The organism is Kribbella pratensis (assembly GCF_004365355.1).
Taxonomy (GTDB): Bacteria; Actinomycetota; Actinomycetes; order Propionibacteriales; family Kribbellaceae; genus Kribbella.
On sequence record NZ_SODP01000003.1, the window covers coordinates 1,129,147 to 1,147,784 of the forward strand.

Annotated in this window: 19 protein-coding genes; 12 read left to right on the plus strand and 7 right to left on the minus strand. The window is 67.5% G+C overall.

The genetic code is table 11. From position 1 onward, the window contains the following. Positions 1–105: 105 nt before the first annotated feature. The 4 genes from EV653_RS33370 (at position 106) to EV653_RS33385 (ending at position 4,661) form a co-directional block, all read left to right on the plus strand. A complete protein-coding gene (locus EV653_RS33370; protein WP_134108876.1) occupies positions 106–1,968 on the plus strand; it encodes a ricin-type beta-trefoil lectin domain protein in 1,863 nt (620 codons plus the stop codon). Then, positions 1,965–3,332: a chitinase gene (locus tag EV653_RS42365; RefSeq protein WP_134108879.1), complete on the plus strand. Its 1,368-nt coding sequence runs from the start codon at positions 1,965–1,967 to the stop codon at positions 3,330–3,332. The genes EV653_RS33370 and EV653_RS42365 overlap by 4 nt, the downstream gene beginning before the upstream one ends. A 129-nt stretch (positions 3,333–3,461) precedes the next feature. Beyond that, positions 3,462–4,310: a MerR family transcriptional regulator gene (locus tag EV653_RS33380; RefSeq protein WP_134108881.1), complete on the plus strand. Its 849-nt coding sequence runs from the start codon at positions 3,462–3,464 to the stop codon at positions 4,308–4,310. A 3-nt stretch (positions 4,311–4,313) separates the two neighbouring features. Continuing rightward, positions 4,314–4,661, plus strand: a complete 348-nt coding sequence (locus EV653_RS33385) for a VOC family protein (protein ID WP_134108883.1) — start codon at positions 4,314–4,316, stop codon at positions 4,659–4,661. Between the two features lie 29 nt (positions 4,662–4,690). Here EV653_RS33385 and EV653_RS33390 read toward each other — a convergent pair whose 3' ends face one another. Next, positions 4,691–5,446, minus strand: a complete 756-nt coding sequence (locus EV653_RS33390) for an AlkZ-related protein (protein ID WP_134108885.1) — start codon at positions 5,444–5,446, stop codon at positions 4,691–4,693. Between the two features lie 107 nt (positions 5,447–5,553). Here EV653_RS33390 and EV653_RS33395 point away from each other — a divergent pair, with 107 nt between their 5' ends. Beyond that, positions 5,554–6,177, plus strand: coding sequence for an antibiotic biosynthesis monooxygenase (locus tag EV653_RS33395; protein ID WP_134108887.1), 624 nt, complete (start codon positions 5,554–5,556; stop codon positions 6,175–6,177). A gap of 61 nt (positions 6,178–6,238) precedes the next feature. Here EV653_RS33395 and EV653_RS33400 read toward each other — a convergent pair whose 3' ends face one another. Further along, entirely contained in the window at positions 6,239–6,544 is a 306-nt protein-coding gene (locus EV653_RS33400; protein WP_134108889.1) for an ArsR/SmtB family transcription factor, read from the minus strand. A 38-nt stretch (positions 6,545–6,582) separates the two neighbouring features. After that, a complete protein-coding gene (locus EV653_RS33405; protein ID WP_134108891.1) occupies positions 6,583–7,143 on the minus strand; it encodes a TetR/AcrR family transcriptional regulator in 561 nt (186 codons plus the stop codon). 33 nt (positions 7,144–7,176) lie between these two features. Here EV653_RS33405 and EV653_RS33410 point away from each other — a divergent pair, with 33 nt between their 5' ends. Then, positions 7,177–7,920 carry an SDR family NAD(P)-dependent oxidoreductase gene (locus tag EV653_RS33410; protein WP_202871938.1) on the plus strand — a complete coding sequence of 248 codons (744 nt, stop codon included), beginning with the start codon at positions 7,177–7,179 and terminating at the stop codon, positions 7,918–7,920. On the opposite strand, the gene EV653_RS33415 is transcribed toward EV653_RS33410, so the two are convergent. Then, the gene (locus EV653_RS33415) at positions 7,900–8,652 is read right to left on the minus strand and encodes a 6-phosphogluconolactonase (protein WP_134108895.1); all 753 of its coding nucleotides are present in this window, start codon (positions 8,650–8,652) and stop codon (positions 7,900–7,902) included. The two genes, EV653_RS33410 and EV653_RS33415, sit on opposite strands and share 21 nt — an antisense overlap. A 112-nt stretch (positions 8,653–8,764) precedes the next feature. Here EV653_RS33415 and EV653_RS33420 point away from each other — a divergent pair, with 112 nt between their 5' ends. Together EV653_RS33420 and EV653_RS33425 are read left to right on the plus strand one after the other, a co-directional pair. Continuing rightward, complete coding sequence (locus tag EV653_RS33420) at positions 8,765–9,442, plus strand: DedA family protein (RefSeq protein WP_238160597.1); 678 nt, start codon at positions 8,765–8,767, stop codon at positions 9,440–9,442. A 59-nt stretch (positions 9,443–9,501) separates the two neighbouring features. Next, positions 9,502–10,125, plus strand: a complete 624-nt coding sequence (locus EV653_RS33425) for an NADPH-dependent FMN reductase (RefSeq protein ID WP_134108898.1) — start codon at positions 9,502–9,504, stop codon at positions 10,123–10,125. A 15-nt stretch (positions 10,126–10,140) separates the two neighbouring features. Here EV653_RS33425 and EV653_RS33430 read toward each other — a convergent pair whose 3' ends face one another. The 3 genes from EV653_RS33430 to EV653_RS33440 all read right to left on the minus strand — a co-directional run bounded on the left by EV653_RS33430 (position 10,141) and on the right by EV653_RS33440 (position 14,095). Next, complete coding sequence (locus EV653_RS33430; RefSeq protein ID WP_238160598.1) at positions 10,141–12,606, minus strand: ABC transporter permease; 2,466 nt, start codon at positions 12,604–12,606, stop codon at positions 10,141–10,143. Then, the gene (locus EV653_RS33435; protein ID WP_134108900.1) at positions 12,603–13,388 is read right to left on the minus strand and encodes an ABC transporter ATP-binding protein; all 786 of its coding nucleotides are present in this window, start codon (positions 13,386–13,388) and stop codon (positions 12,603–12,605) included. The genes EV653_RS33430 and EV653_RS33435 overlap by 4 nt, the downstream gene beginning before the upstream one ends. 110 nt (positions 13,389–13,498) lie before the next feature. After that, entirely contained in the window at positions 13,499–14,095 is a 597-nt protein-coding gene (locus tag EV653_RS33440; RefSeq protein ID WP_134108903.1) for a TetR/AcrR family transcriptional regulator, read from the minus strand. Between the two features lie 102 nt (positions 14,096–14,197). Here EV653_RS33440 and EV653_RS33445 point away from each other — a divergent pair, with 102 nt between their 5' ends. From EV653_RS33445 to EV653_RS33460, 4 genes are all read left to right on the plus strand, one after another. After that, a complete protein-coding gene (locus tag EV653_RS33445) occupies positions 14,198–15,193 on the plus strand; it encodes a hypothetical protein (protein WP_134108905.1) in 996 nt (331 codons plus the stop codon). Between the two features lie 189 nt (positions 15,194–15,382). Continuing rightward, positions 15,383–16,783: an extracellular solute-binding protein gene (locus tag EV653_RS33450; protein ID WP_202871939.1), complete on the plus strand. Its 1,401-nt coding sequence runs from the start codon at positions 15,383–15,385 to the stop codon at positions 16,781–16,783. 99 nt (positions 16,784–16,882) lie between these two features. Next, positions 16,883–17,728 (plus strand): carbohydrate ABC transporter permease, encoded by an 846-nt coding sequence (locus tag EV653_RS33455; RefSeq protein ID WP_238160599.1) that lies wholly within the window; start codon positions 16,883–16,885, stop codon positions 17,726–17,728. After that, positions 17,725–18,552 (plus strand): carbohydrate ABC transporter permease, encoded by an 828-nt coding sequence (locus tag EV653_RS33460; protein WP_134108909.1) that lies wholly within the window; start codon positions 17,725–17,727, stop codon positions 18,550–18,552. The genes EV653_RS33455 and EV653_RS33460 overlap by 4 nt, the downstream gene beginning before the upstream one ends. Positions 18,553–18,638: the final 86 nt, after the last annotated feature.

Sequence of the window (18,638 nt, forward strand, 5' to 3'; positions counted from 1 at the left end):
CGGTGTGCACGGATGGTTACCTCTTGCTGACCACCTGTTGCGGCGCGGGCAGACGCCGGCAACTCCACCGCCCCAAACTCCTTTATACAAAGGGAGAACCGCCCCATGAAACGCTTCCTGCCGCTCGTGGTCGCTGCGCTCTGCGCGGCCGCCGCCGGCCTCGGCATCGGCACCGCTCCACCGGCGCAGGCCGCCGGCGAGCAGGTCAACATCTGGCTGACCACCACCAACGACAGCGCCGGCCAGAACGTCACCCGCGGTCTGCAGCAGCAGACCCCGGTCAGCTTCGGCCCGGCCGGCGGATCGGCCAACCAGACGATCACGGTCAACGAGAACACGACGTACCAGTCCTTCGAAGGCGGCGGCGCGTCGTTCGCCGACAGCTCCGCCTGGCTGCTGAACAGCAGCAACACGATCTCGGCCACGACCCGCAATCAGGTGATGAAGGACCTGTTCGACCCCGTCGACGGGATCGGCCTGGCCTTCATCCGCAACCCGATGGGCGCCTCCGACCTCGCCCGGTTCAACTACTCCTACGACGACACGTGCTGCGACCTGAACGACTTCAGCATCCAGCACGACCTGGCGGACGTCGTACCGCTGACCAAGCAGGCCCGGCAGCTCAACCCGGCCGTCAAGGTGATGGGCTCGCCGTGGAGTGCGCCGGCCTGGATGAAGGACAACAACGACTTCGTCCACCGCGGCTGGCTGAAGGCGCAGTACTACCCGATGTACGCGCAGTACTTCGTCAAGTACCTGCAGCAGAACGAGGCCCAGGGCAACCACATCGACTACGTCTCGGTGCAGAACGAGCCGACCTGTTGCGGCACGGACAGCACCGGGTACGCGTCGATGAACTGGAACGGCTCCGGGTTGCTGGAGTTCACCAAGAACAACCTGATGCCTGCGCTGCACGCCGCCGGGTTGACGACCAAGGTGCTGATCCTCGACTACAACTGGGGCAACTACAACGACCTCGGTTCGGTCCCGATCGCGGACGCGGCGCTGCGCAACGATCCGAACTTCGGCGGTATCGCCTGGCACGGGTACGGCGGTGACGTGAACCTGCAGACGCAGATCCACAACCAGTACCCGAACGTGAACGCGTACATGACCGAGCACTCGGGCGGCACCTGGATCGCGAACCAGCAGGTCGAGGACATGAACAACCTGATCGACTACACCCGCAACTGGGACAAGTCGTGGGTCAAGTGGGGTATCGCTCTGGACGAGGACCACCTGCCGTTCGTCGGCGCCGGCTGCAATGTCTGCACCGGACTCGTCACCGTGCACCGCAACGACAGCCTGCGCGGCCAGGTCACCAAGACCGTCGAGTACTACACGATGGGCCACCTGACCAAGTTCGTGAAGCCGGGCGCACTGCGGATCGACTCGACCGCGAACAGCTCGGTGAAGAACGTGGCCTGGAAGAACCCTGACGGTTCGAAGGCACTGATCGCGTTCAACACCACCGGTAGTTCGCAGTCGGTGCGGGTGAACTGGGGCTCGCAGTCCTTCACCTACACGCTGCCGACCAAGACCTCGGCGACCTTCACCTGGTCCGGCACGCAAAGTGGCGGCGGTGGCGGTGGCGGTCAGATCACCGGCCTGGCCGGTAAGTGCATGGACGTCGCCGGCGCGAACAGCGCGGACGGTACGGCGGTGCAGCTGTACGACTGCAACGGTACGACGGCACAGCAGTGGGACCGTCCCGGTGACGGGACGATCCGTGCCCTCGGCAAGTGCCTCGACGTCAACGCAGGCTCCGTCGCCAACGGGGCGAAGGTGCAGCTCTATTCGTGCAACGGCAGCGCCGCCCAGCAATGGACCTACACGAGCGGGAGAGATCTGGTGAATCCACAGGCGAACAAGTGTCTCGATGTCACGGGCAACAACTCGGCGAACGGTACGCCGCTGCAGCTTTGGAGCTGCACCGGTGCCGCGAACCAGAAGTGGACCGTGTCATGAAGCGCGTGGCGGCGGCAGCCGGGGCTCTGATGCTCGGTTCCGGTCTGTTGATCACGGCAACGCCCGCGCAGGCGGCGACCGGAGCGATCACCGGCTTGGCCGGTAAGTGCGTGGACGTGGCGGCTGCGAACAGTGCGGACGGTACGCCGGTCCAGCTGTACGACTGCAACGGAACCGGCGCGCAGCAGTGGAGCCGTTCGAGCGACGGCACAGTGCGTGCCCTCGGCAAGTGTCTCGATGTGTCGGGCGGCTCGGTGGCCAACGGCGCTCGCGTCCAGCTGTGGACCTGCAACGGGTCGGCCGCCCAGCAGTGGACGTATACCTCCGGCCGGGATCTCGTGAACCTGCAAGCGAACAAGTGTCTCGATGTCACCGGCAACAACTCCGCGAACGGTACGCCGCTGCAGTTGTGGAGCTGCACAGGAGCGGCGAACCAGAAGTGGAATGCCCCGGCCGCCGACGACGGGCCTCCGCCGACGGGTGGTGCGCCGATGGCGGCTGCGCCGTACCTGTATGAAGGCTGGGGCGACCCGCCGAACCCGGCGACCGTGATGAACGCGTCCGGGGTGAAGTGGTTCACGATGGCCTTCATCCTCTCCAACGGGTACTGCAACCCGCAGTGGGACGGCGGGCGTCCGCTGACCGGTGGCGTGGACCAGCAGGCGATCAACACGATCAGGTCGAACGGCGGTGACGTCGTGGTCTCGATCGGCGGCTGGTCGGGCAACAAGCTCGGTCAGAGCTGCGGGTCGGCGAGCGAGCTCGCGGCGGCGTACCAGAAGGTGATCAACGCGCTGTCGCTGAAGGCGATCGACATCGACATCGAGGACCAGGAGATCGCTCAGGCTGGTCCGCGGCAGAAGGTGATCGACGCGCTGAAGATCATCGAGCAGAACAATCCCGGGATCACGACGTACCTGACCTTCGGGACGACCACGTCCGGTCCGGACGGGAACGGTCAGGACCTGATCCGGCGCGGTGCGGCGTCCGGGCTGAACCTCGACGGCTGGGTGATCATGCCGTTCGACTTCGGCGGCGGCACCACCAACATGGGCTCGCTGATGGTGCAGGCGGCCGAGGGCCTGAAGAACCAGGTGAAGGCGGCGTACGGCCTGAGCGACGACGCGGCGTACCGGAAGATCGGCATCTCGTCGATGAACGGCATCACCGACAACGCCGAGCGGGTGAACGTCTCCGACTTCGAGACGATGCTGTCCTACGCGTCGCAGCACCACCTGGCGCGGTTCACCTTCTGGTCCGCGAACCGCGACCGCCCCTGCACCGGCGGCAGCGCCGACAGCTGCTCCGGCATCTCCCAAAACCCCTGGGACTTCACCAAGGTGATCGGCCGCTACCGGGGATAGCGGATCTCCAGGCCATCACAATCGGCCCGCGACGGCGCGCGTTGATGTGCGCTCGTCGCGGGCCGATGATTGTGATGGCCTGGAGATCCGGTTTGACCCTCCGGTTACCGGAGGGTGGAAGCTTGGGGCATGACGGCGACGGTGACGGTGGGGGAGTTTTCCCGCCTGACGCATCTGAGCGTGAAGACCCTGCACCACTACCACGAGATCGGCCTCCTCGCCCCGGTGTCGGTCGACGCTTCGTCGGGCTACCGGCGGTACAGCACTGCGCAGGTCGACACGGCCCAGTTGATCCGGCGGCTGCGCGAGCTGCGGATGCCGCTGGCCGACGTACAGGCAGTGGTCGATGCCGATGACGGAGCGGCGCGGGAGGAGCGGCTGCGGACGCATCTCGAGCGGATGGAGCAGGAGCTTCAGCACACGCGTGACGTGGTCGTGTCACTGCGCGAGCTGCTGACGCCCGGGCAGCCCGTGCTCGACGTCGAGTACCGCTTCATCCCGTCGTTCCGTGCGTACGCCGTCCGTGGTCAGGTCGTGCGCGACGAGATCGGGCCGTGGTGCGAGTTCGCCTTCGGCCGGCTGGACGAGGTGGCCGGCGACATCCGCGCGACCGCGGGAGCGACGTACAGCGACGAGTTCTTCACCGACGACGTGGGGGAGGTCGTCAGCTTCCTCCCGGTCGCGCCCGACCAGGCGCCCGCCGACGGGGTGGAGCTCGTCGACCTGCCCGGCGGGTACTTCGCGATCGCCGTCCACGCGGGCCCGATGACCGACTTCGACCGCACGTACGGCGGGCTCGGAAGCCACGTCGCGGAGTACTGCGAGGTCGCACCCGGCCCGATCCGTGAGTTGTACCCCATCGGCCCGGGCGACGTGCCCGATCCGGCCGACTACCGAACCGAAGTCTGCTGGCCGATCCAGCGGATCCCTGTGACCGGGGCGGTGGGGCGGGAAAAGAATCCAACACTGAAAGGCTGAAACGTGTCTATTTCCCTTGAGAACATCGCTTTCGACTGTTCCGACGCGGCGACCCTGGCGGCCTTCTGGGCCGGCGTGCTCTCCACCGAGGTCGATGCTGATGGCAACGAGTTCTTCGCGACCGTGAACCGCGCCGCGGACGGGCCGACGCTGATGTTCCTGCAGGTCCCCGAGCCGCGCAACGGCAAGAACCGCCTGCACGTCGACCTTGCCGCCACCGACTGGGCCGCCGAGGTCGACCGCCTGGTCGGGCTCGGCGCCAAGCGCGTCGACGAGCACACCGAGTACGGCACCCACTGGATCACCCTGGCCGACCCGGAAGGCAACGTCTTCGACGTAGCCGAGCACTAGGCCGGGGTCGAGTGACCCTCGGCTCCATCTCAGGGGTGGTTGAACGAGTACCGGGTGCCGTCAGATCTCGCCCGGCCGTTCTCGGCCAACTCGTCCAAGCGGGCTCGTGCGTGCGCAACGGGCCAGCGGAAGGCGCGGCCGAGCTCGCCTGGCGTGGTCTGCAGCATCGTGGCCAGGAACTGCTCGGTTGCGAGTGCGTGGTCGGTGCCGCCGCCGACCTCGAACTGCTCGCAGGTCAAGGCGATCAGCGCCGCGGGCCAGCCGGAACCGCTCTCGTGGACGCCGGCCGTGGTGACCAGCAGATTGCGCTGGAGCTCGGTGATCGCGCGCTGGTAGCGGCTCCGATCGCCGATCAGTGCTCGCAGCGTTGCGCTCGGCAATGGTTCGTCGGCGATGGCTTCGGCGATCTCATGGGCGGCCGGCGACAGCTCCAGCGACTGGTGGTCACCCGGGTGGCCCGCGGCCGGGTAGAGCGCGGTGAGAAGGTTCGGCGACAGGAACGTTCCACGCCCGCCGAGGTACGCGCCGTACCAGGCGAGGCCGCGGCGCGGCAGTTCGTCCTTCCAGGTCCAGACCCGTTGCTCGTTCTTCCCCATCCCCGAACGGAACGGCTCCTCGTCCTCGCCGGCGACCGCCTCCCACAGTGACGGTACGACGGCGCGCGGTGCCGGAAACAACAAGGCGAACCCGACATCGTCGATGAACGCGCCCGCCCGCTCGATCGACCCGATCCGTCGTCCCCGCACCCACCAGCGCGCGGCCCGCGCCCGCCCGAGTTCCGTCATCGGGACAGTCAATCACTGGCCCCTTGCGTCGGTGGCTCGGGCGGAGCAACGTGGAGTCCGACCGGTGGCGTCACCGGGGCGCCGCCCTGAGGCAAAGGGGGTGGATCGTGTACGCGCGTTCCACCACGATCAACGCCAGGCCGGAGTCGATCGACGCCGGCATCACGCAGCTGCGTGACGAGGTGATGCCCATGATCCTGGAGCTGGACGGCTGTATCGGCTTGTCCATGCTGGTCGACCGGGAATCCGGCCGTTGCATCGCCACCAGCGCCTGGCAGTCGGAGGAGGCGATGCGGGCCACCGACGAAGAGCTCCGTCCCGTCCGCGACCGGCTGGCGGATCAGATGGGCAGTGGCAGTCCCAAGGTGGAGGAGTGGGAGATCGCCGTACTGCACCGTGACCACCGCTCCGCCGAGGGTGCCTGTGTCCGCGCGACCTGGATGAAGGTCGACCCTGCGAACCTCGAGCGTGCCATCGACGTCTACAAGATGGCCGCACTGCCGAGGCTGGAGGACCTGGCCGGGTTCTGCAGCGCCAGCTTGCTGATCGACCGCGCCTCCGGCCGGTGTGTTTCCTCGGTGTCCTACGACAGTCTGGAGGCCATGGACAACAACCGCGAAGCCGCCGCCTCGATGCGCTCCGCCACCACCAAGGACGCAGGCGCCGAAGTTGTCGATGTGGGCGAGTTCGAGCTCGCTCTCGCCCATCTCCGCGTGCCCGAACTGACCTGACCCGCTGAAGCGATCAGCCCCAGGCCCTCCAGTGAGCGCGGGGCACCCCGCCGGTCGCGGGCTAGTCCATCTGGTCGAGGTGTGCCTCGAGGGCGTCGAGGCGGTTGCGCCACAGGTCGCGGTACGGCGCCAGCCAGGCGTCGACCTCGGCCAGTGGCGCCGGGCGGAGGCGGTACCAGCGGCGCTGGGCGTCGTGACGGACCTCCACCAGCCCGGCGTCGCGCAGTACCTTCAAATGCTTCGACACCGCAGGCTGGCTGAGGGACAGCGCGTCGACAAGCTCGCCCACGGGCCGCTCACCGGCGCGCAACAGATCGAGGATGTCCCGCCGCCGAGGCTCCGCCAACACCTCGAACGTAGTTGCCATACCAGGAATATAACCCGATCTCTCACTTTTCACGCGTGTCAGGGTGCGTGGCCGAAGACGGCCGTGAAGGCTTCGCGGTAAAGGTCCGGGAGGTCGGCGTCGCCGTTGTCGGCGGCCCAGCGGAGCAGGGCGGTGTGGGTTATTCCCAGGCAGGCGCTCGCGGCCGCGCGGGCGGCGTACTCGAGGGTCGGCTCGTCGGCGCAGATCGCTTGCACGAACGCCTCCTGCAGGCGGAACTGGCTGTCGAGGTGACGGGCCTGGAGGGCGGGGGTCGAGATCATCAGCCGGAGCCGGACGAGGAGCACGTCCGTGTTCGCGCGCTCGATGGTTGCCAGTACGGCGCGGCCGATGCGATCGGTGAGGGAACCGGTCGAGGGGAGTTCCGCGATCGACGCCGCGGCCTGCTGGTCGAAGTCGTCGTACAGGACGAGGTCTTCCTTGGTGGGGAAGTTCCGGTAGACCGTCATCGCCGAGACGCCGGCCGCGTCGGCGACCTCGTTGACCGTCGTCGCGTCGTACCCCTGGTCGGCGAACAGGCGGAGTGCCTGTCGCTGGATGCGTTGCCGGGTGTCGGCGCGCTGGCGGTCCCTCAAGCTCATGTGGTAGATACTACCAATATGATAGTTTCTAACATGAGCGATAGGGTCGCGCTGGTGACGGGCGCGTCGCGTGGCATCGGCCGGGCGATCGCGGAGCGGTTGGCCGCCGCGGGGGTCTCCGTGGCGGTGCACTACAACCAGGACAAGGCTGGGGCCGAGGAGACGCTCGAGCGGATCGGCGGTCGTGGGTTCGTGATCGGGGCCGAGCTCGGTGTGCCGGGTGATACCGGCGCGGTGGTCAGGCAGTTGACTGCGGCACTGGATGGCCGACGGCTGGAGGTGTTGGTGAACAACGCCGCGGCGCCGCCGGCCGGTCCGATCGGAACGGACTCGGAGGAGGCGTTCGACCGGTTGATGGCGGTGAACGTACGGGCGCCGTACTTCCTGATCCAGCGCCTGCTGCCGGTGCTCGCCGACGGCGGCCGGATCATTTCGGTCTCGTCGGTCGCGACCCGGATGGCCAACCCGGCGCAGACCTCGTTCGCGATGACCAAGGGCGCGGTCGAGACGATGACGCGCACGCTGGCACAGGAGCTCGGCCGGCGAAGCATCACGGTGAATGCGGTGGCGCCCGGCGCGACACGGACCGAGGCGAACGGCGCGATCTTCGAGACTCCGGGGCTGTCCGAGTTGGTCGTCGGTCACACCGCACTCGGCCGGCTGGGTACGGGGGAGGATGTCGCCGAGGTGGTCGCGTTCCTTGCCTCACCCCAGGCTCGGTGGATCACGGGGCAGGTCGTGGACGCCTCCGGCGGTCTACACCTCGGCGTCGGCTGATCCGGTGTCAGATGATTCCGTGTCCAGGAAGAGTTGTACGTCGGCGTGCGTGCGTAGCGCCGTGCCGGGATAGTCGGGGCTGATCGGTTGCGTGAGGGAGTCGCGGACGGCCTGTCGCTTGACTGAGCCGGGGACCGATCCGATCAGCGCATGCGCGTTGAGCAGGCGGGGGATCGTCACCGTGACGGCGTGGGTGGGTACGTCGTCCATCGCGGCGAAATTGCCTTCGTCGACCTGTTGGCGGCGGCTGGTTTCGTCCAGCGCGACGACCTTCACGGCGCGTGGGTCGTCGAAGTCGGCGGGCGGGTCGTTGAAGGCGAGGTGGCCGTTGACACCGAGGCCGAACAGGACGAGGTCGAACGGCTCGTCGCCCATCAGTTCCGCGTAGCTGTCCGGGCCTGCTTCGGGCGCCAGCGGGTGGAATGTTGCCTGAGGCACCTGATCGAGGAAGTTGCGGTGCAGCCAGTTCCGGAACGACTGCGGGGCGTCCGGCGACAGGTCGACGTACTCGTCCATGTGGAAGCACTCGACGCGGCTCCAGTCGAGGTCCGGCTCCACGGCGAGCGCGGCCAAGGTCGCGGCCTGGCTCGGTGCGGCGGCGAGCATGATCCGCGCACGTCCGGTGGTCGCGATCGCCTTGCGGATCTGCTCGGCGGCGGCGCCGGCCGCGGCCCGGCCGAGCTCCTCGCGCGACGGGTACGTGCTGGTCCGGGGGGCGTGCTCGACTGTCATCCAAAACCCCTTTCTATTGGTGGCAAATGCTCGCACAACGGGGTTTTCCCCCGGTCTGTACGGTGGGTGGCTCCAGTGTGTGGGGCATGTCCGCGGACCTAGCGTCGCACCCATGATGACGACGACGAATCAGGTGATGATGACCGCGCTGCAGGCGACGCAGGAGCCGACCGGCGGAGTGGCCGGGTGGGCGACCGATCTGATGGAGCGGATGGGTCCGGCGGGTGCGGGGCTGGCGGTCGCGCTGGAGAATCTGTTCCCGCCGTTGCCGAGCGAGGTGATCCTGCCGCTGGCCGGCTTCGCGGCGGCCCGGGGTGATCTCGGCCTGATCAGCGCGATCGTGTTCACCACGCTGGGGTCGGTCGTCGGCGCGCTCGCGTTGTACGGCGTGGGCGCGGTGCTCGGCCGCGATCGCACTCGCGCGATGGCCGGGAAGCTGCCATTGGTGAAGGTGGCCGATATTGACAAGGCCGAGGAGTGGTTCCTGCGACACGGTGCCAAGGCGGTGCTGATCGGGCGGCTGGTCCCGGTCGTGCGGAGCCTGATCTCGGTGCCGGCCGGGGTCGAGCGGATGCGGGTTGCGCTGTTCGTGCCGCTGACCGCAGCCGGGAGCCTGGTGTGGAACTCGCTGCTGATCCTGGCCGGTTACCAGCTCGGTGAGCGGTGGCATCTGGTCGAGTCGTCGGTCGGGGTGTTCCAGAAGCTGGTGATCGCCGGTGCGGTCGCCACCGTGGCGTGGTTCGTGGTCGTGAAGCTGCGCGGGCGTTCAGATCCTGAGAAAGTCAAGTAGCGCGCTCGACTTTGACTACGCTCGAGGTATCACTGCCGATGCCTCAGGAGTTGGGTCAGATGCCCTCAGTCGCGTTCGAATCGCAGGTCGCGCCCCAGGCCGTGTCACAGGATGGGCCGGTCTGGCCCCAGTCCGTGGTCACGGTGGTCGGCAATCCACGCGCGGGTTCGCGGACGGCGGCCGCCGCGGCGTCGGTCGCGGAGTTGCTGGCCTCCGAGCTCGGTGCGCCGTACCGGATCGACGAGCTGATCGACCTGGTGACGTTCGCGCCGGCGATCTTCGAAGGTGACCGCGCCAAGGAGCATCCGGCGTTGGAGAACGCCATCGACCTGGTGTCGTCGGCCTCGGTGATCGTGATCGCGACCCCGGTCTACAAAGGCAGCTACACCGGCCTGCTGAAGAGCTTCCTCGACGTACTGCGGCCCGGGGCGCTGGCCGGCGCGGTCGTCGTACCGGTCACCGTCTCGGCGGCCCCGAGCCACAAGTTGCTCGCCGACCATCATCTCCGCCCGGTCCTCGCGGAGCTCGGTGCCAGCGTCCCGGTCCCCGGCGTGATCCTCGAGGAGCGTGACCTGGAAGACCTCCAGGTCGTCCTCTCCGCTTGGATCCGCGCCAACGCCGGCATCATCCAGGCCACCACGATCGCCCTCCAGCCGGTCGCGGAGCCTACGCCGGCCCGATAGCTCCGGCGTAGCTTCTTAGTCGTTGTAGCTCGGTTGGGTGGGGGCGTGGCGCAGGGTCGTGGTTGCCGGGAGCAGCGTCGAGCCGAAGGTGAGGATGGTGGCGGCTGCGACGATGACTCCGTAGATCCACAGCGGTCCGGTGGGCAGCGCACTGGTCGAGACCTTCGCGGAGTACGGGAGCAGGCAGGCGAGGGCTACCGCGGTGCCCAGCGTGACTCCGGCGAGGGTGACCAGAGTGCTCTCGGTCCACAACATCCGCAGGATCTGCAGTCGGGTCGATCCGGTCAACCTTTGCAGGGCGAACTCCCGGCGCCGGCGCAGGGTCGACGACACCAGCGTGTTGACGACCGAGACCGCGGTGTACGCGATGAGCATTCCGACGAGCATGTAGTTGACCCACGCCTGCGTCTGCAGATCTTCGGCGTTGGCGGCGACCAACGTACTGCGGTCTGCGACCTGGACGGTCGGATGCGCAGCTGCCAGCTTGGCCAGCCCCGGTCGTACGTCGGCACCCGGTGCGGCGCGCACGAGGATCTGCTTGGTCAGACCGTCCGTGGTGTGAGCGGCGACCAACGACGCGGGCATGATGATCGTCTCGTACCCACGCTCCGCCGCGAACGTCGCGACCACCCGCAGCTTCACCGGGGTCCCGTCGCCCAACGTCATCGTGATCTCGGACCCCACTCCGCGGCCGGTCTTCGTGGCCATGTAGTCCGGGATCGCGACAGTCGAACCAGTAAGCCCGGCGAGCGATCCGTTCGTGAGCCGGACCGGGGCCGTACCGTCCGCGCCCTGGGCGTCCACGCCGATCACCGGCGCACCGTCCTCGTCGAACGGCGCCTTGCGCGGGTCGTCGACCGCACCGATGCTCCGGACGTACGCCGACGCGCTCGCAACGCCCGGCATTGCGCGGACCTGCTGGAGCAGTGCCTGCGACAGGCCGGCGTCCGAGACCAGTACCGCGTCTGCGCGCAGATCCCGCGTGAAGGCCTCGGAGGACGCGTGGACCTGTGTGGTCTGCATATACAGGTTGGCGGTCGAGATGCCGACGGCAAGCATCACTGGCATCACCGCGGCGGACATCGCGACCGATCGCGCGGAGAGATTACGGATCGCGAGACGACCGTTGACCCGGGTCAGTGCCTGCACCGGCCACCGCCAGAACGCCAGCACGGCCTTTGTCCAGAAGGGGCCGAGTAAAGCGACACCGATTGCCCAGCAGAGGATCGACGGACCGGCAGTCGAAGCAGCGAGCGGTCCGGTCATCACCGTGGCGGTGACGATCAGCAGCGCGAGTCCACCGCCGAGGAACAGCAGACCGAAGAGCAGCCGCATCCAGCTGAACCACTTCCGCTGGAGCGAGGCCTCGACCAGCGCCTCGATCGGGCGGATCTTCGCGGACTTCCGGGCCGCGATCAGTCCCGCTCCGATCGCTGCGAGGACGGCGGCACCGGCGCCGGCCGCGAAGGGGATCCAGCCTTGTGAGAACTCGATCACCGAGGACGCGACGCCGTGGGTGCTGAGCTGGTCGAAGAGGAATCGTCCCAGGAAGGTGCCTGGGATGACGCCTACCGCTACCGCCGGCAGCGAGACCATGAGCGCTTCGCCGAGGATCATCCGGCGGACCTGCCCAGGCGTCGTACCGATGCCGCGGAGGAGCGCGAACTCGCGCTCGCGGTGCTGGGCGGCCAGGGCCAGGGTCGACGCGACGACGAACATCATCGTCATGGTTGCGATGCCGCCGAACGAGCCGGCGACCGCGATGAGAGCTGTTTTGTGGGACTCGGCGTCGGGGTGTTCGGCCAGGCCGCGGTCGACACCTCCGCGGACCGTGAGGTTCCTGTCGATCGCCTTCAGACGGTCCTTCACGTCGTCGAGGTTGGTGCCCGGGGCAATCAGTACGCCGACGTCGGCGAAGCGCTCCGGGTTACGGACCAGCTGGGCTGCGTCGTGGTCGGAGAAGAACGCGTTGCCGGCCGCCGTGGGGGCGATTCCGCTGACGGTGAAGGTCTTCGGGTCGCCGTTGATGATGAGGGTGAGGTGATCGCCTGGCTGGCCCGACGAAACGACGACCTGACCGGAACGTGGTGCGTGCCCGGTGCTGAGGTGGTAGGGAGCCAAGGAGGCGCTGGACCAGTTGTGGCCTTCGGCAACCGATGGACCGACGGTGGGGAAGGTGTAGTCGCCGATGGCGGAGGAGACGCCTTCTGTGGAACGGATTTTCGCCAGTGCGTCCACCGGGACGCCGACGCGTTCCGGCAGGGGAGTGGCGTCTTCCTCGCCGGGGCGGAGGTGGGATTGTTTGCCGGTGACAACCAGTGCGGTGCCGGCCAGGCGCTGGGGTTCGACGTTGGAGCGGACGCCGGTTTCCAGCAGGCCGCCGCAGGCCATCACGATCGCCGTACCGAAGACGACCGCGACGAAGGTGGCGATGAATCCGCTCTTGCGGTGCCGCAAGGTGCGGATGGCTTGGCGCATCATCCTGCCACCACCTGCAGGTTGGACCGTGCGCCGAGGTGGGTCATCCGGTCGGCAACCTGCTCGGCCGTCGGTGCGGTCAGGCTGCCGGCGAGGACGCCGTCGGCCAGGAAGACGACCTGATCGGCGTACGACGCCGCGACCGGGTCGTGGGTGACCATCACGACCGTCTGTCCCTGCGTGCGAACGGGCTCGCGAAGCAGCTCGAGTACGTCGGCCGCGGTCTGCGTGTCCAGTGCGCCGGTCGGCTCGTCGGCGAAGATGACCGCCGGACGGGCGACGAGTGCGCGGGCGATCGCCACGCGCTGCTGCTGACCGCCGGATAGCTCACCCGGGCGACTCCTCTGCTTGTCAGACAAGCCGACGCGCTCCAGGACCTGGCGGACCGCGGCCTTGTTCACGCGCCGGCCGTCGAGCTCCTGCGGCAGGCAGACGTTCTGCCGGACGGTCAGTGCGGGCAGCAGATTGAAGGACTGGAACACGAATCCGATCCGCTCGCGGCGGAGCTCGGTCAGCTTGCGCTCGCTCAGCCCGGCCAGCGGCAGGCCGTCGATCAGCACCGTGCCCGACGTCGGCCGGTCGAGCCCGGCCGCACAGTGCAGGAACGTGCTCTTGCCCGAACCCGACGGACCCATCACCGCGGTGAAGGTGCCGGGGGCGAATTTCATCGAGATCCCGTTGAGGGCGGTGACGGTGTTCCCGCCACGGCCGTAGACCCGTCGTACGTCCTGCAGGACGACCGAGTATCCGGTCCCGTCGACTGCTTCCTGCTTCGGCTTTCTCATGCCGTCGACGCTACGGAGCATCGGCGTACCGCCCCATGGTGCTGGACCACCGGACGGGGTGGGTGAAACTCCACCCCGTACGAGCGCCTTATGAGCCCCTTATGAGCCCTTTATGAACGCAGCAGCGCGCGCAGTCCGGCCTTGTAGGTCGCCGGAGTGATGTCGCCGATCAGCAGCCGCTGCAGGACGAAGCCAGGGATCATGCTGAACATGACCTGCGCGACGTGCTCGGGATCGACGTCCGGGTCGAGGGTGCCGTCGGCCTGCGCGCGGCGGGCGATCACCAGGAAATGGTTGCGGAGCTTGCAGTACTTGCCCTTCGCGATCTGGCGGATGTCCTCGTTCCGAAGGGCCTCGGCCCAGGCCTGGACGGCGATCCGGGTGACATCGCCGGCGGGCGCACCCGCGACCCGGACCACTTGGTCGACGGTGGCTTCCAGTGCGGCCAGCGGAGTGAGCGGCTCGTCGGAGGCGAGCAGGTTCTCGAAGAGCTCGTCGACCGTGCTGAGCGCGTCCTCGGCGATCGCCGCGACGATCTCTTCCTTACTCTTGAAGTAGCCGTACACGGCGCCCGCGGACAGCTCGGACTCGCGGATCACGTCGGCCATCGTCGTCTTGTGGAAACCCTGCGCGTTCATGCAGACGCGCGCCGCCGCGACGATCTGCTCGCGGCGAGCCAGGCGGTGTTCCTCGGTGACCTTCGGCACGCTCGCAACATAAAACGAATGTCCGTTCTTGACAAGTCGCCGAGCCCTGAGGAGTCTATAAAGAACGGACATTCGGTTTTCTTCGTCGAAGGAGTTCCCGCCATGACCACTGAGGCGCACGCGGCCGAACGTCGCCGGCCGCCCCTGATCGCCGTCATCGTGCTGTTGACCGCGGTCCTCACGGTGTTCCTGATCGCCTTCGCCTGGCCGTCCGCGCGCTCCGCGCCGCGGGACGTCCCGATCGCGGTGTCCGGTCCGACACCGGCCGTCGAGCAGGTCAAGGGCCGGCTCGCCCAGGCGGTGCCGGGCGGCTTCGACATCACCGCCGTGCCGGACCGGCAGACGGCCGTGCAGCGGATCGAGGACCGGGACGTGTACGGCGCGATCGTGCTGGACTCGGCACAACCCGAGGTGCTCACGGCGTCAGCGGGCGGACCGGTCGTGGCGCAACTCCTGACGCAATTGGCCGGTCAGCTGGATACGCGGGCAAAGGTCACCGATATCGTCCCGCTGCCGAAGGACGATCCGCGGGGCGCCGGCCTGGCCGCGGGTGCGCTGCCGCTCGTGCTCGGCGGGATCATCGCGGCCGCCGCTCTGACCCAGTTGGTGAAGCCCGGGGTGAAGCGGGTGATCGGCGCTCTCACGTTCGCGATCACCGGTGGGCTCGCGCTGGCCGCCGTACTGCAGTTCTGGCTCGGCTCGTTCGAGGGCAGCTACCTCGGCAACGCGGGCGTGATCGCCATGTCCATCGGTGCGATCAGCGTCACGCTGCTCGGACTCGAATGGCTGATCGGCACGGCGGGACTCGCGCTCGGCGGCGCGACGATGATGCTGCTCGGCAACCCGCTGTCCGGGATGACGAGTGCACCGGAGATGCTGCCGAACGGCTGGAGCACGCTCGGGCAGTTGCTGCCGCCCGGAGCCGCGGGTACGGCGCTACGGTCGGTGAGCTTCTTCGACGGCGCCGGGGCGGCCAGACCACTCGTCGTACTGGCCTGCTGGTTGGCCGGCGGATTGGCGCTGTGTGCGCTCGGATCGGTCCGCACGCGGGGACGCGCCGTGCCGGCTCGACACGAGGCCTCCACCGTCGCAGCCTGACAAAGTGAAGGTATGACAGCGGGGTGACCGGATCGTTACAACCCGGTCACCCCGGTTCCGCCTTACTGCTGCGACAACGTTGTCTGTCAAGCATTGACTTCGGTTGCTCGAGGCTCCTACGGTCGCGGGAAGCCCGCAGGGTTTGGGCCGTGGTACCGGGATGACAACGATTGCCCGAAGGTGGACCTGATGGTGACAAGGAAACGTTTCATGGCAGCGGCCGCCGCGGGCGCGCTGCTGCTGGGGGTCTCAGCCTGTAGTCAAGGCTCGACGACCAAGCAGCCGGAGGCCGGCAGCTCACAGAGCTCCGGACCCGCGCACATCAAGATCGCGTACCAGCAGTGGGGTCCGGGCGTGGTGATGAAGAACTTCCTCACCGGCGTCAAGACCGAGTACGAAGCCGCGCACCCGGGATCCCAGGTCGAGATCGTTCCGGTCGTTGCCAGCGAGAACGACTACTACACCAAGATCCAGTTGATGATGCGGTCGCCGAACACGGCGCCGGACATCGTCTACGAGGACACCTTCCTGATCAACTCCGACATCACCGCCGGGTACCTGAAGCCGCTGGACGACTACATCGGCAAGTGGGACCAGTGGAGCCAGTTCGAGGACACGGCCAAGGGCGCGGCGCGGGGCCAGGACGGCAAGACGTACGGCGTACCGGACGGCACCGATACCCGGGCGCTCTGGTACAACAAGCAGATCTTCGCGAAGGCCGGCCTGCCCGCCGACTGGCAGCCGAAGACGTGGGACGACGTGCTCAGCGCCGCGCGCACCATCAAGCAGAAGGTGCCGGGCGTGATCCCGTTCAACATGTACTCCGGTAAGCCGATGGGTGAGGCCTCGGCCATGCAGGGCTTCGAGATGCTGCTCTACGGCACCAAGGACACCCTGTACAACTACGACCAGAAGAAGTGGGTCGTCGGCAGCCAGGGCTTCAAGGACTCGCTGAACTTCGTCAAGACGGTCTTCTCCGAGGGCCTCGCGCCGTCGCCGAAGGACGCCCTCAGCCCGAACATGGGCAGCAAGGTCGGCACCGAGCTGCTGCCGCAGCAGAAGCTGGCGATCGACCTGGACGGCTCCTGGATCTACGGCAACTGGCTGAAGTCCGGCGCCAAGCCGTGGCCGCAGTGGAGCACGGTGCTCGGCCAGACCGCGATGCCGACGCAGGACGGCGGCGGCAAGGGCAAGGTCAGCCTCTCCGGCGGCTGGACCTGGGCGATCCCGGCCAAGTCGAAGAACCCCGACGCGGCCTGGGACTTCATCAAGACCCTGCAGACCCAGAAGAACGCGGCGAAGTACGCCACCGACGGCGCGCAGATCGCGGTCCGCAAGGACGTTGCCGCCGATGCGGCGTACAAGTCCTCCTCGGCGAGCACCCAGTTCTTCACCGACCTGGTCTCGGTCACCGTCTACCGGCCGGCGCTGCCGGAGTACCCGAAGGTCTCCAACGAGATCATCACCGCGATGGAATCGGTGATGACCGGGCAGTCCCAGCCTGATGCGGCCGCGAAGAACTACGACCAGGCGGTCGAGGGCATCGTCGGCGGCAAGGACAGTACGACGACGAAGAGCACTGGCCAGTAGCTCGGAGGATTCTCCCCTGTGACGACGACTGTCGCTCCTACCTCCACGGCCGCCGCTGGTACCCCCAGCCGGCGGCCGCGGGGGGCCAAACTCGTCCGGATGCTGCCGCTGTCGCCGGCCATCGGACTGATGCTGGTCTTCCTGGCCGGCCCGATCATCTACTGCGTGTACGCCGCGTTCACGAACATGGCGCTCACCGGTACCGGCGCGGCGAACGTGAAGTTCGTCGGCCTGGACAACTTCCGCAAGGCGTTCTCCAGCGGCGCGTTCACGAACTCGATCTGGCTGACGCTGGTGTTCACGGTGATCTCCGCGATCATCGGCCAGAACACGCTCGGTCTCGGCCTTTCGCTGCTGATGCGCCGGTCGACGAAGGTCGTGCGTAACTTCGTCGGTACGGCGGTCATCGGCGCGTGGGTGCTGCCCGAGGTCGTCGCGGCGTACCTGCTGAGCGCGTTCTTCAACGACGACGGCACGCTGAACGTGATGCTGCACGCGGTCGGCCTGCCCGGACAGGACTGGTTGTACGCGGCGCCGATCATCGCGGTGTCGCTGGCCAACATCTGGCGCGGTACGGCGTTCTCGATGCTGGTGTACTCCGCCGCGCTCAGCGAGATCCCCAAGGAGATCGAGGAGTCCGCGGAGATGGACGGCGCCGGCGGCTGGCGGCGGCTGATCTTCGTCACGCTGCCGATGATCACCCGCGCGATCATGACCAACCTGATGCTGATCACGCTGCAGACGCTGAGCGTGTTCGGCCTCATCTACGCAATGACCCGCGGCGGCCCCGGGACCAAGAGTCAGACGCTGCCGCTGTACATGTACGAGCAGGCGTTCAGCTTCTCCCAGATCGGCTACGGTACGGCGATCGCGTTGGTGATGCTGGCGATCGGTGCGGTCTTCTCACTGATCTACCTGCGTGGCCTGAACTCGGAGGCAGCATGATTGCCCGCGACCGGATGAGCAAGCTCGCGTCGAACCTGGTGCTGCTGGCCATCGGCGTACTGTTCGTCCTGCCGTTGCTGTGGGTGCTGTTCGCATCGATCAACCGGACGGCGGGGCTGCGCGTCGAGTTCCCGACACATCCCACGCTCGGGAACTTCAGGGCGGTGCTGAACACCGACACGACGTACCGGCCTGTTCTGAACGGGATCATCCTGTGCGGCGGGGCGGCGTTGCTGACGATGGTGTGCGCGGTGCTGGCGGCTTATCCGTTGTCGCGCTTCAGGACGCGCTTCAACCGGCCGTTCCTGCTGACCGTGTTGTTCTGCACGGGGTTGCCGATCACTGCGGTCATGGTGCCGGTCTATGGGCTGTTCGTGCAGCTGAACCTGGTGGACACGCTGGGCGGCACGATCATGTTCATGGCGACGGCGTCGTTGCCGTTTGCGATCTGGCTGACCAAGACGTTCATGGACGGCGTACCGCTTTCGCTGGAGGAAGCGGCGTGGGTTGATGGCGCCGGGAACATGCGCGCGCTGTGGGCGATCGTGCTGCCGCTGATGTGGCCGGGGATCGCGGTCGTGCTGATCTTCACGTTCATCGGCATGTGGGGCAACTTCTTCGTCCCCTTCATGCTTCTGCTGTCGCCCGAGCGGCTGCCGGCCTCGGTCAGCATCTTCACGTTCTTCGGCCAGTACGGCGAACCGAACTACGGACAGCTGGCGGCGTACTCGCTCATCTACACCACGCCCGTCCTGCTCCTGTACCTGCTCCTCAGCCGCAAGCTGGGCGGCGCCTTCGCCCTGGGCGGCGCCATCAAGGGCTGAAATCAACTAGTCGGCCGCCGCGAACCCGGTTCGCGGCGGCTGTCTCTCGTCCGGCCTCGTCGCGGCGCACACGGTACGGCGGGCGC

Coding starts and splice junctions, on each gene's coding strand:
- EV653_RS33370 (WP_134108876.1), top strand. CDS start 106: ATGAAACGCTTCCTGCCGCTCGTGGTCGCTGCGCTCTGCGCGGCCGCC.
- EV653_RS42365 (WP_134108879.1), top strand. CDS start 1,965: ATGAAGCGCGTGGCGGCGGCAGCCGGGGCTCTGATGCTCGGTTCCGGT.
- EV653_RS33380 (WP_134108881.1), top strand. CDS start 3,462: ATGACGGCGACGGTGACGGTGGGGGAGTTTTCCCGCCTGACGCATCTG.
- EV653_RS33390 (WP_134108885.1), bottom strand. CDS start 5,446: ATGACGGAACTCGGGCGGGCGCGGGCCGCGCGCTGGTGGGTGCGGGGA.
- EV653_RS33400 (WP_134108889.1), bottom strand. CDS start 6,544: ATGGCAACTACGTTCGAGGTGTTGGCGGAGCCTCGGCGGCGGGACATC.
- EV653_RS33405 (WP_134108891.1), bottom strand. CDS start 7,143: ATGAGCTTGAGGGACCGCCAGCGCGCCGACACCCGGCAACGCATCCAG.
- EV653_RS33410 (WP_202871938.1), top strand. CDS start 7,177: ATGAGCGATAGGGTCGCGCTGGTGACGGGCGCGTCGCGTGGCATCGGC.
- EV653_RS33415 (WP_134108895.1), bottom strand. CDS start 8,652: ATGACAGTCGAGCACGCCCCCCGGACCAGCACGTACCCGTCGCGCGAG.
- EV653_RS33420 (WP_238160597.1), top strand. CDS start 8,765: ATGATGACGACGACGAATCAGGTGATGATGACCGCGCTGCAGGCGACG.
- EV653_RS33425 (WP_134108898.1), top strand. CDS start 9,502: ATGCCCTCAGTCGCGTTCGAATCGCAGGTCGCGCCCCAGGCCGTGTCA.
- EV653_RS33430 (WP_238160598.1), bottom strand. CDS start 12,606: ATGATGCGCCAAGCCATCCGCACCTTGCGGCACCGCAAGAGCGGATTC.
- EV653_RS33435 (WP_134108900.1), bottom strand. CDS start 13,388: ATGAGAAAGCCGAAGCAGGAAGCAGTCGACGGGACCGGATACTCGGTC.
- EV653_RS33445 (WP_134108905.1), top strand. CDS start 14,198: ATGACCACTGAGGCGCACGCGGCCGAACGTCGCCGGCCGCCCCTGATC.
- EV653_RS33450 (WP_202871939.1), top strand. CDS start 15,383: ATGGTGACAAGGAAACGTTTCATGGCAGCGGCCGCCGCGGGCGCGCTG.
- EV653_RS33455 (WP_238160599.1), top strand. CDS start 16,883: ATGCTGCCGCTGTCGCCGGCCATCGGACTGATGCTGGTCTTCCTGGCC.
- EV653_RS33460 (WP_134108909.1), top strand. CDS start 17,725: ATGATTGCCCGCGACCGGATGAGCAAGCTCGCGTCGAACCTGGTGCTG.